General features: G+C 67.5%; 12 protein-coding genes. 4 read left to right on the top strand and 8 right to left on the bottom strand.

The genetic code is table 11. The annotated features are described in order from the left end of the window. Nucleotides 1-5 precede the first annotated feature (5 nt). Both ACLJPX_RS20145 and ACLJPX_RS20150 read left to right on the top strand, forming a co-directional pair. Nucleotides 6-1,223 (top strand): RNA polymerase sigma factor, encoded by a 1,218-nt coding sequence (locus ACLJPX_RS20145; protein ID WP_410601458.1) that lies wholly within the window; start codon nucleotides 6-8, stop codon nucleotides 1,221-1,223. 549 nt (nucleotides 1,224-1,772) lie between these two features. Further along, nucleotides 1,773-2,393: a hypothetical protein gene (locus ACLJPX_RS20150; protein ID WP_410601459.1), complete on the top strand. Its 621-nt coding sequence runs from the start codon at nucleotides 1,773-1,775 to the stop codon at nucleotides 2,391-2,393. 1 nt (nucleotide 2,394) lies between these two features. Here the strand turns inward: ACLJPX_RS20150 and mctP are convergent, their stop codons facing one another. Together mctP and ACLJPX_RS20160 are read right to left on the bottom strand one after the other, a co-directional pair. Continuing rightward, nucleotides 2,395-4,038, bottom strand: coding sequence for a monocarboxylate uptake permease MctP (mctP, locus tag ACLJPX_RS20155; RefSeq protein WP_410601460.1), 1,644 nt, complete (start codon nucleotides 4,036-4,038; stop codon nucleotides 2,395-2,397). Beyond that, nucleotides 4,035-4,313, bottom strand: coding sequence for a DUF3311 domain-containing protein (locus ACLJPX_RS20160; protein ID WP_168214450.1), 279 nt, complete (start codon nucleotides 4,311-4,313; stop codon nucleotides 4,035-4,037). Before ACLJPX_RS20160 ends, mctP begins: the two co-directional genes overlap by 4 nt. Before the next feature lie 204 nt (nucleotides 4,314-4,517). Between ACLJPX_RS20160 and ACLJPX_RS20165 the strand changes: the two genes are divergently transcribed. Continuing rightward, complete coding sequence (locus ACLJPX_RS20165; protein ID WP_101611470.1) at nucleotides 4,518-6,134, top strand: alpha/beta hydrolase; 1,617 nt, start codon at nucleotides 4,518-4,520, stop codon at nucleotides 6,132-6,134. Nucleotides 6,135-6,300: 166 nt separating this feature from the next. Then, a complete protein-coding gene (locus ACLJPX_RS20170) occupies nucleotides 6,301-6,579 on the top strand; it encodes a helix-turn-helix domain-containing protein (RefSeq protein WP_410601461.1) in 279 nt (92 codons plus the stop codon). Here ACLJPX_RS20170 and ACLJPX_RS20175 read toward each other — a convergent pair. The 6 genes from ACLJPX_RS20175 to ACLJPX_RS20200 form a co-directional block, all read right to left on the bottom strand. Further along, a complete protein-coding gene (locus tag ACLJPX_RS20175; protein ID WP_410601462.1) occupies nucleotides 6,576-7,151 on the bottom strand; it encodes an EndoU domain-containing protein in 576 nt (191 codons plus the stop codon). The genes ACLJPX_RS20170 and ACLJPX_RS20175 overlap by 4 nt on opposite strands. Nucleotides 7,152-7,227: 76 nt before the next feature. Continuing rightward, nucleotides 7,228-8,475, bottom strand: coding sequence for a hypothetical protein (locus ACLJPX_RS20180; protein ID WP_410601463.1), 1,248 nt, complete (start codon nucleotides 8,473-8,475; stop codon nucleotides 7,228-7,230). Beyond that, nucleotides 8,469-9,074 carry an ATP-binding cassette domain-containing protein gene (locus tag ACLJPX_RS20185; protein WP_101613617.1) on the bottom strand — a complete coding sequence of 202 codons (606 nt, stop codon included), beginning with the start codon at nucleotides 9,072-9,074 and terminating at the stop codon, nucleotides 8,469-8,471. Before ACLJPX_RS20185 ends, ACLJPX_RS20180 begins: the two co-directional genes overlap by 7 nt. Further along, nucleotides 9,071-9,943: an LLM class F420-dependent oxidoreductase gene (locus ACLJPX_RS20190; RefSeq protein WP_410601464.1), complete on the bottom strand. Its 873-nt coding sequence runs from the start codon at nucleotides 9,941-9,943 to the stop codon at nucleotides 9,071-9,073. Before ACLJPX_RS20190 ends, ACLJPX_RS20185 begins: the two co-directional genes overlap by 4 nt. Before the next feature lie 85 nt (nucleotides 9,944-10,028). After that, nucleotides 10,029-11,852 (bottom strand): phosphoenolpyruvate carboxykinase (GTP), encoded by a 1,824-nt coding sequence (locus ACLJPX_RS20195; protein ID WP_410601465.1) that lies wholly within the window; start codon nucleotides 11,850-11,852, stop codon nucleotides 10,029-10,031. A 407-nt stretch (nucleotides 11,853-12,259) separates the two neighbouring features. Beyond that, nucleotides 12,260-12,982: a DUF6802 family protein gene (locus ACLJPX_RS20200; RefSeq protein ID WP_101611476.1), complete on the bottom strand. Its 723-nt coding sequence runs from the start codon at nucleotides 12,980-12,982 to the stop codon at nucleotides 12,260-12,262. Between the last annotated feature and the right edge of the window lie 34 nt (nucleotides 12,983-13,016).

Here is a 13,016-nt window from a genome sequence, read left to right on the forward strand (position 1 = left end):
CTGTCGTGAGCCGCCCGGCCGGCGTGGTGGAGCATCTGTTCCGGCACAGTGCCGGGCGGATCGTCGCCACGCTGGCCAGGGCGCTCGGCCCCGAACGGCTGGACCTCGCCGAAGAGGCCGTCGCCGACGCGCTGGAACAAGCGTTGCGAAGCTGGCCCCAAAGCGGGGTGCCGGACAATCCACAGGGCTGGCTGTTCCGGGCCGCGCGGAACCGGGCGATGGACGTCGTCCGGCGGGAACGGACGTTGCGGACTCTGCTGCCGAAGCTCGCGGAGCTCGACGGCTACGAAGCCGACCGGCGCACGGACGACGAGCTCGTGCTGATGCTGTTGTGCTGTCATCCCGCGCTGCCGACGGTTTCGCAGGTGGCGCTGACGCTGAAGACCGTCGGCGGGCTCGGGGTGAACGAGATCGCGGCGGCGTTGCTGACGAAACCGGCGACGGTCGCGCAACGGCTGGTGCGGGCGAAGAAGTGGTTGAGGGAGTCCGGGAAACCGCTCACCCTGCCCGGCCCGGCCGCACTGGAGTCCAGAGTGGACAGTGTGCTCGCCGTGCTCTATCTGTTGTTCAACGAGGGCTACGACGCCACGACCGGCGAGGTCGCGGTGCGCGGCGAACTGTGCGGTGAGGCGATCCGGCTGGGACGGCTGCTGCTGGCCGAGCCGAAGACGGACCTGCCGCGGGTGCGGGCGTTGGTCGCGCTGATGCTGCTGCAGGCGAGCAGGCTGCCCGCGCGGGTCGACCGTGACGGTGAGCTGCTGCTGCTCCAGGAGCAGGATCGCGGCCGCTGGGACCACGCGATGATCGCCGAGGGAACGCGGCTGTTCGAGCGGGCGTGCACCGGGCCGGAGATGTCGGCGTACCACGTCGAAGCGGCGATCGCGCTGTGCCACGGCACGGCCTCGCCACCCGACTGGCGCCGGATCGTCGGGCTCTACGACGACCTGCTGGCGCTGCGGCCTTCGCCGGTGGCCCGGCTGAACCGGGCGATCGCACTGTCCGTGGTGGACGGTGCCGCTGCCGGGATCGCGGAACTCGAAGCCGTCGAGGCCGACCTGCCGGACTACACGCTGCTGCCCGCCGTCCTCGGCGCGCTCTGGCAACGCGCCGGCGACCCGGCCCGCGCCGCCGCCCACTACCGGCGGGCGCTCGCGCTACCGTGCTCGGACCCGCAGCGCCGCTTCCTCACCCGACGCCTCACGACCTGCGACCCGACCCCCTGACCAGCACTTTCCCCTTGACCGCGCGAACCCCACCCCCCACCCGTCCCAGGGGCAATGCCCCTGACTTACTGAGGGTTAAGGCGAACATGTCCCGCCGGGTGGTTGGTCCGTGAAGCCCGAGATGTCGCCAAGGGTGAGGGGTGTGTGGAAATAGGGACGTTCAACGTCCCTATTTCCACACACCCCTGGGCCACACAGTCGATGCCACACAGGCCCGGTGTCTCACAGTCACCAAACCGCCCGCGAACACGCCACCTTTACCCTTCCTCTTACTAAGCATTCTCGCTGATCAGAGGGATGTCATCGCAGCTGACTGTCCGCTCAGGATTTAGGGCGGGAGGGGGCGACGGGGAGCAGGATCCGCGGGGTTCGGGGGCGGAGTTGTCCACAACGGTGGTGTGGTGGGGACGAGGCTTGAGCAGGTGTCGTGGGGAGGGCGGGGGCCTTGGGGGCACGCGCCGTCGGTGGGCAGGACGCGCCAGGTCCGCGCGAAGTGGCGAAGCAAGGGCCCGATACCCGTAGTTCACGCGGACAGGGTTATCTGGGGGAGTGAACTGGATCGCGTATGTCGACGGCTATTGCGAACGTCTCGCCCCGGGGCTGTGGAGCGAGCCGCTCAACAGCCTCAGCAACCTCGCGTTCCTGGTCGCCGCGATCGCCGTCTGGCGGCAACCGAAGGGCCGCGTCCTCGCGACCCTCATCAGCCTCGTGTTCCTCGGCAGTACGGCCTTCCACCTGCTCGCCACCCGCTGGTCCGCGGCCGCCGACAGCGCCTTCATCCTGGTGTTCGTCCTGTATTACGCAGCGGTGTTCCCCCGCGTGTTCTTCGGCGCGAGCCGCAAGGTCTCCTGGCTCGGCATCCCGGTGTTCCTCGCGTTCACCGCGATCGTCGCCTCACTCGGCGGCGGCCTGTACTTGTCCGCGCTGATCGGGCTCGTGGTCTTCGCGATCGTGCTCAAGGGCGCGGATCGCCGCAGGTTCGCCGTCGCCGCGGGTGTCTTCGGGGTGTCCCTTTCGTTCCGCACGGCCGACCACACCGTCTGCGGGAACTTCCCCGCCGGGACCCACTTCGTCTGGCACCTGCTGAACGGCCTCGTCCTCTACCTGGTGGCCACCGCGGCTACGAAGAAGGCCGCGCCCAAACCGGACGCGGCCCCTTCTCAGACTTGAGCTAGTGAACGCCGATCTCGCGGAGATCCTTGTCGTGCTCGTCGGCGTGGTAGTCCTCGGGCTCGGTGTCGTCCGTGCCGTTGAAGACCTTCATCTGCCGCGCGATCACCGTGAAGATCACCGCGATCAGCAGGTTCGCCGCCAGCGCCACGAAGCCGACATAGATCTGCAGCGGCGAGCCGCTGAACGGGTGCCAGCCGAAGATCGACAGGTCACCGAGTTTCAGGGCCGAACCGCCGAAGTGCGCCTTGCCGGTCGCCGCGTTCGGGATGTTGTAGAGCATGACCAGGCCCCAGCCGATGCCCACGATCCAGCCGGCGACCAGGCCCCAGCGGTGGAACCACCGCGTGTAGAGCGAGATCGCCACCGCGGGCAGCGTCTGCAGGATCAGCACCCCGCCGATGAGCTGCAGGTCGATCGAGAACTGCGGGTCGATGAACAGGATGAACGCCACCGCGCCGAACTTCACGATCAGCGAAGCGAGCTTGGCCTGCTTCGCTTCTTGGCCCGGCGTCGCGTCCTTCTTGATGTACTCCTTGTAGATGTTGCGGGTCCACAGGTTGGCCGCCGCGATCGACATGATCGCCGCGGGCACCAGCGCGCCGATGCCGATCGCGGCGAACGCGATCCCGGCGAACCACGACGAGAACTGCGAGTCGAACAGCACCGGGACGACGGTGTTCGTGTCCGGTTTGCCGGTGGCGTTGTTGGTGATCGGTGAGACCGACGCGCTGATCGCCACGTAGCCGAGCAGCGCCAGCAGGCCCAGGACCAGCGAGTACGCCGGGAGCGCGACCATGTTCCGCTTGATCACGCTGCGGCCGCGCGAGGCGAGCACGCTGGTGAGCGAATGCGGGTACAGGAACAGCGCGAGCGCCGAACCGAGCGCCAGCGTGGCGTACTGCAACTGGTTGTTCGCGTTGAGCAGGATGCCGTCCGAGGGGTTCGGCGTCTTGTCGAACTTCGCCTGAGCCGAGTCGAAGATCGCGGACCAGCCACCGAGCTTCGAGGGCAGGTAGATGATCGCCACGATGATCACGAGGTAGATCAGGATGTCCTTGACGAACGCGATCAGCGCGGGCGCGCGCAGGCCGGACTGGTAGGTGTAGACCGCCAGGATGATGAAGGCGACCAGCAGCGGCAGGTGACCGACGATGCCGGAGCCGTTGATGCCCATGGTCCGCAGCACCGCTTCGAGGCCGACGAGCTGCAGCGCGATGTACGGCATCGTCGCGATGATCCCGGTGATCGCGATCAGCAGCGCCAGCGTCGGCGAACCGAACCGGCCGCGGACGAAGTCGGCGGGCGTGACGTAGCCGCGGACCCGGGAGACCGACCACATGCGCAGCGCGGGCATCAGCACGATCGGGTAGACGATGATCGTGTACGGCAGGGCGAACATGCCCATCGCGCCGGCGCTGAACATCAGCGCGGGGACGGCCACGAAGGTATACGCCGTGTAGAGGTCACCACCGAGCAGGAACCAGGTGATCCACGACCCGAACTTGCGGCCGCCGAGGCCCCATTCGTCCAAATGGTCGAGGGTGTTGCCCGCCTTCCAGCGCGACGCGACGAAGCCGAGGACGGTGACCACCGCGAAGAGGATCGTGAAGATGATCAGCTCGGGCCACTGGATGTTGCTCACTTGACGTCCCCCTCGTCGAGCTCGTCCACGGACAACCGGTCGGGACGCTCACTGGTCGGCTTGTCCTTGGTCATCACGAAGACGATCCAGGTGCACAGGACGCCGACGGCCACGAACACGAACTGGAACCAGTAGAAGAACGGCATCCCGAACAGCCGAGGGCCGTCCGAATTGAACAAGGACGTGATCAGCACCAGCAACGGGATGACCAGCAGGAGGTTCCACGGGCTGAACTGAAAGCCCCTCACCTTCCCGTCTGCCTTACCTGACGCCATCGGACCTCACCTAACATTCCCGTACCCCGGATGGACCCGATGACCCTAGAACCTCTCCCCCACCCGGGTCACGCGCGCCCGATATCGATTTGATCAGCGACGCCCGATCCGACGAAGGGCGGTTGCCGTCCCGCTCCCCGCCGGATATCAATAGCCGCAAGTCGCGAACAGGAACCTTCGCACGCAAGATCAAAGGGGCATCGGATGAAGAAACTCCGCTATGCGGTGGTGATCCCGGCTGTCGCCGGCACCATGCTGGCCGGGTTCACTCCTGCGTTCGCAGGACCGGAGGCTGCCAAGCAGCAGCCTTTGAACTCCACCAACATTCCGGCGAAGTACGCGAGCCAGAAGCTGGACTGGCACAAGTGCACGGCGAACGAGCTGCCGACCGCGCCGCCGCCGGGGGCCGAAAACATCGAATGCGCGACCTACCGCGCACCGCGCAACTGGTACAAGTCGAACGAGAACATCGACCTGACGATCGCCGTCAGCCGCCTCGCCGCCACCGGCGGCCCCGCGACGGCCAGCGTCATCACGAACCCGGGCGGCCCCGGCGCACCGGGCCGTAACTTCCCGGCTCGTCTGCGCAACCAGACGAAGCTGCGCGCGACCCAGGAGATCATCGGTCTCGACCCGCGCGGCACCGGCAAGAGCACCAACATCACCTGCGGCAACGCGATCGGCACCGGATCCGACCTGGACCCGCGCGATCGCAGCCGGGCGAACCTCAACCTGATCCTGGACGCCACCAAGTACGCGGCGGACTCCTGCCAGGTGAAGTCCGGCGAGCTGGGCCCGCTCATCAACACCGCCCAGACCATCCGCGACATCGACCTGCTGCGCGTCCTCCTCGGCCGCGACAAGATCAACTGGGTCGGCTACTCGGCGGGCACCTGGATGGGCGCGCACTACGCCCAGCAGTTCCCCACCCGGACCGGCAAGTTCCTGCTCGACTCGTCGACCGAGTTCACGACGACCTGGCAGAACTCGTTCGACGGGCAGCCGCTCGGCTTCGAGCGCCGCTGGCGTCAGGACTTCCTGCCGTGGATCGGCAAGTACAACAAGGTCTACAACTTCGGCAGGAACGGCGAGGCCGCTCGCCAGACCTACGAGAAGGTCCGCTTCGCGCTGACGCAGAACCCCGTCGAGGTGGACGGCGTCCCGGTTTCGGCCAACGCCCTCGACTCGACCATCGCGTCGTACCTCTACTCGAAGCGCAACTTCCCGGCGCTGGCCGACTACCTGGTCAACCTGAAGACGCTGACCGAGGGCACCTCGAGCCAGCAGCAGAAGGCCGCGGCCGCGCAGAAGGTCAAGGCGGAGACGGTGGACGGTGACGGCGTCATCGGCCCGCAGCCGCTGTTCGTCCCCACCGACGGTGACTCCTACAACGCCAGCTTCTGGACCATCCCCTGCAACGAGGGCCCGTGGACCGGTAACCGGCAGAGCGTCATCCGTCAGTCGCAGAAGCTGATCGACCGCGATCTGCCGCTGCTCGGCGCCGGCTGGCTCATCCAGCCGTGCATCTTCTGGAAGAACAAGCCGGTCGACCTGCCGAAGCTCGACGGCCGCGGCGTCCCGCCGGTGCTGATCGTCCAGTCGGTGCACGACCCGGCGACCCCGATCGAGGGCGCGACCCGTGCGCACCGCGCGTTCGCCAACTCGCGGATGATCACGGTGACCGGTGAGGGTGACCACGGCATCTACGCCGGCGGCAACGTGGGTGTGGACAAGGTCGTGGAGGACTTCCTCGTCGACGGCAAGGTGCCGAACGACCAGAGCCTCCCCGGACTCCCACTTCCGGTGCCCGCGGGCGGCTGAAGCCCCTAGGGATTGTGGCCCCGTCGAGTTTCGGCTCGGCGGGGCCTTTCCTGTGGACGGTCCACAGACCTGTGCACAGAGTTATCCACAGGCTGGGGGTAACTCGGTGGGGACAACTCGGCGCCACTCACGACCAACAGGCGCGACCGGTATTAGTATTGGCCGCATGGTGCGAGTGCCGTTGACGGACGAGGAACGCGAACGAGGCGAGCGGCTGGGGCTGGCGCTCCGGGACGCGCGCGCGTCGGCGTCGCGCAGCATGGTCGAGGTCGCGGCGGAGGCCGGGATCTCGGTGGAGACGCTCCGGAAGATCGAGACCGGCCGGATCCCGACGCCCGCCTTCTTCACGGTGGCGGCGATCGCGGACGCCATCCGCCTGCCGCTGGACGCGCTGCGGGCGGCTGTCGAGAACACAGACGCCGCAGAAGTCGCCGAAGCGAGTTAAGGGCGCAGGGTGGCCAGCGTGTGCGCTCGGTCGTTCAAGTAGAGGAAGCCGTCGATCGGCAGGTCGAAGCTGTTCAGCAGGCTCTCCAGGGTGGCGAACTCGTCCACGCCGAGCCGCAGGTTCTCGTTGATCGCGTGCGCGACGAGGACGTCGGCCAGTTCTTCCCACTCACCCGACCAGTGCAGGGTGCGGTAGAACGCGAGGACGTCCGGCGTGACGCGGTCGGCGATCTGGTCGAGCAGGCTCTCGCCGAAGAAGCTGATCCGGCCGGCGGCGAGGTCGGCGACGGTCGGGTTCGCCGGGTCGGCCGCGGCGTCGGGATTGCGGACCACGCCGGGACCCGCCACCGGGTAGCCCGTCTTGACGCTGCCGTTGTCTTCCACCAGCACGATCAGATGCACGCCGTACCGTTCGCCGGCGCAGCGCCAGCGGCCGTTGTGCTGTCTGCGGCGAGGTTCGCTCGGATCGTTCGCGACGTCCTTGATCACCGCGATGATCTGCTCGTCGGTCCAGCCCGCGGGGAACTCGCTGGTCGCCCGCCGCCCCTTGCCCGGTGCGTGCCCGCCGCCCACTCGTGCTCCTTTCGTCGCATCGAGGGTAACCCGCGTTCGGAGTATCCGAATGATCCGAACGCGGGTATGGGTGATCTCAGCCGATCACGGACAGCAAGACCGAGCCGACGACCAGCACGTCGACACCCCGCAGCGCCTGGAGTCCCGCGGCCCCGCCGCTGACGTCGTAGTTCATCGGCGGCCGGGTCGCCGTCCGGAGCGTGGCGACGACGGCGAGCGGAAGCGCGAGCCACACCGGCCAGGCCGGGGTCACCCCGAGTATCAGCGTCACCAGGCCGAGCAGCGCTCCCCAGCCGAGGCCGAGCAGAGCGATCACCACGCCGTTGACCAGCCGCAACTCCCAGTCGGACGCCCCGAGCCACCGCCTGCGGCCGGGGTTGCGCCACAGTTCGCCGAGCCCGCCGACGAACGGCACGAGCGCGGCGTACGCGCCGAGCGCGAACAGCGGTCCCGCAGGGACGGCCGGGAACGCCAGATGCGCGGCACCGACCAGGCAAGCGATCACCACACTGGCCGCCGCGAAGCGCATCCTGCCGAGTACCCCGGCCCACGCGAGCCGCAGCACCGTCGGACGTCGCAAGGACAGCCACGGCACCGGCTTCGACTCCGGGATCAGCAGCATGGGGTCCATGAAGACCGCGGCCATCGCCCGCAGGAGCCGCGCGTTCCAGCCGTCGACGAGGTCCTGGCGCCCGACTCCGGACACCGGTTCGCCACCGAAGGCCACCGCCACCGCGACGACGAACATCGCACCGGCCAGCACCTCGACCGCGATCGGGCCCAGTCCGGCGGCGGCCACCGCCAGACCGGCCGCCGCGAGCACGACCGGCGCGAGCGTTTCCCCGCGGATCGCGGTCCGCCGTGCGGTGACGGCGGCCAGGATCGCCCCTGCGGCGGTCAGCGCCGACATCGCGATCCACACGTCCTTCGAGCCGCCGCCGATCGCGGTGACCAGCGCCCCGGTGTAGCCGACCACCATGACCAGCCCGAGCCAGAGCGTCCACATCCGCTTCACGACGACACGGCGCCTGTCGACGCCGGCGAAGTCCATCCACGTCAGCGCCGCCGGTTCGGCCCACACGAAACCGCGGCGCAGCAGGCTGCGCCAGAAGATCGCGCACAGCACGACCAGCAGTCCGAACACCGCCGGGAAATCCACAAGGGACTGTCCAAAAAGGAAATGGCGTAGCTTCGGAAGGTTCTGGAACGCGGTGAAGAGCGCGCCGAAACCGAACAGTGCCAGGAAGGTCTGGTAGTCCCCGTTGAACAGTCCGCCGAATCGCTGTCGTCCCGGGACGTGCGTGGGGGCCTTCGTGGTCACCACAGCTCTAGGGTCGAGTCGGCCGCTTCCAGCAGCGGGGGATGGTGTGTCGCCACGACGACCGCGGCCCCGGCGGCGGTCGAACGCGCGATCAACGACGTCAGCCATTCCTTCCCGGCGACGTCGAGCGCCCGCTCGGGTTCGTCGAGCAGCAGGACGTCGTGTGGTCGCGCCGTCGCGCCGAGGAGCAGCAGGCGGCGGCGCTGCCCGGCGGAGAACTTGCCCGCGGTGACCTTCGCGCGTTCGGCGAGACCCGCGTCCGAAATCAAGGCTTCGTGATCGCCGAGATCGGCGCCGAACGAGCCCTCCAGCAACTCGAGATGCTGGAGCGGGGTCAGCTCGGTGAAGAAATCGGAATCGTCGAACAAAACGGAAACCTTGCGGCGAAAGGAAAGGTCGCGCTCGTCGGGCTTTCCGCCCGCGACGACGACCCGGCCCCGCTGCGGCGCCTGCGTTCCGTAAAGGCACCTCAGCAGCGTCGATTTCCCGACCCCGTTCGGACCGGCGATCACCGCGCATTCGCCCGCTTCGACCTCGAAATCGAGGTCTTCGAACAACCAGTGCTCCCCGGCCTGGACGCCGAGCCCGCGTACGTCGATCATGTGCCGCACAACAACTCGATCACCGGAGCGAGGGGCTCCATATTGCGCTCCAACACGGTGAAATAGGTCAAGCCGAACCGTTCGCGATGGGCGAGGATCTGTTCGGCGATCTGCGCATGGGTACCGACGAGCACCGTCGGCACTTCGGCGAGCTGCTCGACGGTGAGCGCGCCCTTCGCGAATTCGCGAGCGCTTTCCAGCCCCGCCCGCCTATCGCCGGTCACCGTGACCACCTGCGTAATGACGTTGAATTCGGCTTCGCGCCCGTTCAGTTTCTCGCGGGTGAACCGCACGCGTTCGTCGATTCCGGCCGCGTCGTCGAGCACCAGCGCGCCACCGTCGGGAATGGCCGCCGTACCGGAGAAGCCGATGATGTCGGCGTGTTCGGCGGCGAGGGCGAGCACCCGGTCCCCGCGGCCGGCGATCAGCAACGGCGGGCCCGGTTTCTGCACGGTTCCCGGTTTGTGGTCATCGTCGGAGTAGAGCCGTTTGAGCTCTTTGATCGTGTGTTCGAGGTGGTCGACGCGCCGGCCGGCGCGGGGGAACTCCATCCCCGCCGCTTCGAACTCGGACTTCCGGTACCCGGCACCGAGCCCCAGTTCCAGCCTGCCTTCGGTGAACTGATCCGTGCCCGTGACGTCGCGGGCGAGCAGCACCGGGTTGTAGAACGCGGTGTTGATGACGAAGGTGTTGAGCCGGACGCGCTCGGTCACCTCGGCGGCGAGCACGAGGGCGGGAAAGGGCGGCGCCATCCCGAGATGGTCCGCGGCACCGACGACGTCGAAACCGAGTGCTTCCGCCTTGCGGCATTTCTCGACCCAGGCCGCCCGGCTCTCCGGGACGACCATGTTCACGCCGAATCTGAGCATGCGGCCACGCTACCCAAGGGGGAAATACGAAGGCCTCATCCTCAGGAATGACCGTGAGGATGAGGCCTTCGACTCGTTCAGGTGATCAGCCGAGACGCTGCTTGAGCGCGTCCAGTTCGTCACGCAGCGACGAGGGGACCTTGTCGCCGATCTTCTCGAACCACTCCTCGATCAGGGGCAGTTCCTTGCGCCACTCGTCGGCGGAGACGTCCAGCGCTGCCTGGATGTCGGCCAGCGGCTCCTTGAGGCCGTCGGTGTCGAGGTCCTCGGCGTTCGGCACGAAGCCGACCGGGGTCTCGTTCGCGTTGCCCTTGCCCTCGACGCGGTCGATGACCCACTTCAGGATGCGCGAGTTCTCGCCGAATCCCGGCCACAGGAAGCGGCCGTCGTCGCCACGGCGGAACCAGTTGACGTAGAAGATCTTGGGCAGCTTGTCGGCGTCGGCGTTCTTGCCGAGGTCCAGCCAGTGCTTGAAGTAGTCACCGGCGTGGTAGCCGAGGAACGGCAGCATGGCCATCGGGTCGCGGCGCACGTTGCCGACCGCGCCGGCGGCGGCCGCGGTGGTCTCCGACGACATGGTGGCGCCCATGAACACGCCGTGCTGCCAGTCGCGGGCCTCGTTGACCAGCGGAACCGTGGTCTTGCGACGGCCGCCGAAGAGGATCGCCGAGATCGGCACGCCCTTCGGGTCGTCCCACTCGGGCGCGAGGATCGGGCACTGCGACATCGGCGTGCAGTAGCGCGAGTTCGGGTGCGCGGCCTTCTCTTCCGACTCCGGCGTCCACTCCTGCTTCTTCCAGGAGGTGGCGTGCGCGGGCTTCTCGCCCATGCCCTCCCACCAGACGTCGCCGTCATCGGTGAGCGCGACGTTCGTGTAGACCGTGTTGCCCTTTTCGATGGTGCGCATCGCGTTGGGGTTGGTGTGCCAGTCGGTGCCCGGCGCGACGCCGAAGAAGCCGAACTCGGGGTTCACCGCGTACAGGCGGCCGTCCTCGCCGAACCGCATCCACGCGATGTCGTCGCCGAGGGTCTCGGCGCGCCAGCCGGGGATGGTCGGCTGCAGCATGGCGAGGTTGGTCTTGCCGCAGGCGCTCGGGAAGGCCGCCGCGACGTAGTGGACCTTGTTCTCCGGCGAGATCAGCTTGAGGATCAGCATGTGCTCGGCCAGCCAGCCCTCGTCACGGGCGATGACCGAGCCGATGCGCAGCGAGTAGCACTTCTTGCCCAGCAGCGAGTTGCCGCCGTAGCCGGAGCCGTAGCTCCAGATCTCGCGGCTCTCGGGGAAGTGCGAGATGTACTTGGTGGTGTTGCACGGCCAGGAGACGTCCTTCTGACCCGGCTCCAGCGGGGCGCCGACGGAGTGCAGCGCCGGGACGAACGAGCGCTCGGTGCCGTCCTCGGTGACGAACTTGTCCAGCGCGGCCTTGCCGGCGCGGGTCATCACGCGCATGGAGGCGACGACGTAGGCGAAGTCGGTGATCTCGATGCCGAGCTTGGGGTCCTCGGCTCCGAGGGGGCCCATGCAGAAGGGGATCACGTACATCGTGCGACCGCGCATGCACCCGCGGTACAGCTCGGTCATCGTGGCCTTCATCTCGGCCGGGTCCATCCAGTTGTTGGTGGGACCGGCGTCTTCTTCGTTGTCCGAACAGATGAAGGTGCGCTCTTCGACGCGGGCGACGTCATTCGGGTCGGAAGCGGCCCAGTACGAGTTGGGCTTCGCGTCGAGCTGCACGAACGTGCCGGCGGAGACCAGTTCGGCGTTGATACGCGCGGCCTCTTCGTCGGACCCGTCGACCCACACCACGCGGTCCGGAGTGGTCAGTTCGGCGACCTCCCGGACCCAGGACAGCACGCCGCTGTGCGTCGTCGGCGCTTTTTCCAGTCCAGGGATGGCGACTGCGGTCATCTCTACTCCTGACTTCCGACGGCAGAAGCCCACATCGGGAACGACGCTGTTCCGATGCGGGCTTCAGTGCCGGCGACCGAATGGCTTCGCACACCGGCGGGAAGACCGGTGTGCAGGTTTTGGGATTCCCCGAGAGTAGCCGGATGACCGGCAGGTAACCGAGAGCTGACCTGTCGGTTCTCTCACAAGAACGATAAGGGAATCGATTCAGTATCACCGGAATGGGCCATACGCAGAAATTCTTCCGGTGATCGACAGCACAACGACCGGGCGAACCGGACATGAGAAAACCCGGTACGAGGTCTCGTACCGGGCTGTTCTGTGACCAGAATTACATCGATTTGGCCGAAGAATGGACTGGACCACTCACGAATGGGTATCCGTATTGGTTTAGTCCATTTCAGGATTTAGTTCGGGCTGATCCACTGGCCGGTGGCGGAATCGATCTTCGCCACTCCTTCGAGTGTTTGCGTGCCCGATCCGCCCCACGCGGCGTCGCCCGCCGGGTCGCCCGCGGTGTCGTTCGAAGTGCTCACGAAGGCCGAGCCGATGTCCTCGTTGACCACGCCACTGCCGGTCTCGGTCCACTGGCCGGGTCCGGTGTGCTCGTAGGTCTTGGAGTTGCCCGAAGCGTCGGTCTCCACCGCGATGTCGGCTTTGCCGTCGCCGTCCTTGTCGGTGAAGGCGATCGTGCGGCCGTCCTCGGTCTGGATGACGGCGGTGTCGGGGGTCCCGTCCCCGTTGGTGTCGATCGTCGGCGGGCCGACCTCGACGTCACCGCTGGGCATGTCGGCGTGCATGGTGCCGCTCGTCCCCGCGTCGCTGCCGCTGTCGTCGCTGCCGCCACCGGCCTCGACCCAGGCGCCGGAAGCTTCGTCGTAGACGGCTTCCTGGACGACCTTGCCGTTTTCGTCGAGCACCGCGTACTGGTCGGCGTCGCCGTCTCCGTCGGTGTCGACGAAGGCCTGGCCGGTGCCGTCCTCGTGCTGGATGACCGCGGCGTCGTTCACGCCGTCCTTGTCGAGGTCGTAGTTGAGCTCGGCCTGGTACTCCTCGCCGTCAACGTGGACCGTGACCGCCTCCGTGGAGCCCGCCTCGGTGTCCGTGCCGCCGCTCTCGTCGACCCACATGGGATGACCCCCTCGTTGACCTGCTGGTGTGTCT

Source organism: Amycolatopsis sp. lyj-90 (assembly GCF_046549035.1).
Taxonomy (GTDB): Bacteria; Actinomycetota; Actinomycetes; order Mycobacteriales; family Pseudonocardiaceae; genus Amycolatopsis.

Bases quoted from the DNA above. Each gene is read 5' to 3' on its own strand.
- ACLJPX_RS20160 (WP_168214450.1), bottom strand. From the start codon at position 4,313: ATGGCGTCAGGTAAGGCAGACGGGAAGGTGAGGGGCTTTCAGTTCAGC.
- ACLJPX_RS20165 (WP_101611470.1), top strand. From the start codon at position 4,518: ATGAAGAAACTCCGCTATGCGGTGGTGATCCCGGCTGTCGCCGGCACC.
- ACLJPX_RS20170 (WP_410601461.1), top strand. From the start codon at position 6,301: ATGGTGCGAGTGCCGTTGACGGACGAGGAACGCGAACGAGGCGAGCGG.
- ACLJPX_RS20185 (WP_101613617.1), bottom strand. From the start codon at position 9,074: ATGATCGACGTACGCGGGCTCGGCGTCCAGGCCGGGGAGCACTGGTTG.
- ACLJPX_RS20190 (WP_410601464.1), bottom strand. From the start codon at position 9,943: ATGCTCAGATTCGGCGTGAACATGGTCGTCCCGGAGAGCCGGGCGGCC.
- ACLJPX_RS20195 (WP_410601465.1), bottom strand. From the start codon at position 11,852: ATGACCGCAGTCGCCATCCCTGGACTGGAAAAAGCGCCGACGACGCAC.
- ACLJPX_RS20200 (WP_101611476.1), bottom strand. From the start codon at position 12,982: ATGTGGGTCGACGAGAGCGGCGGCACGGACACCGAGGCGGGCTCCACG.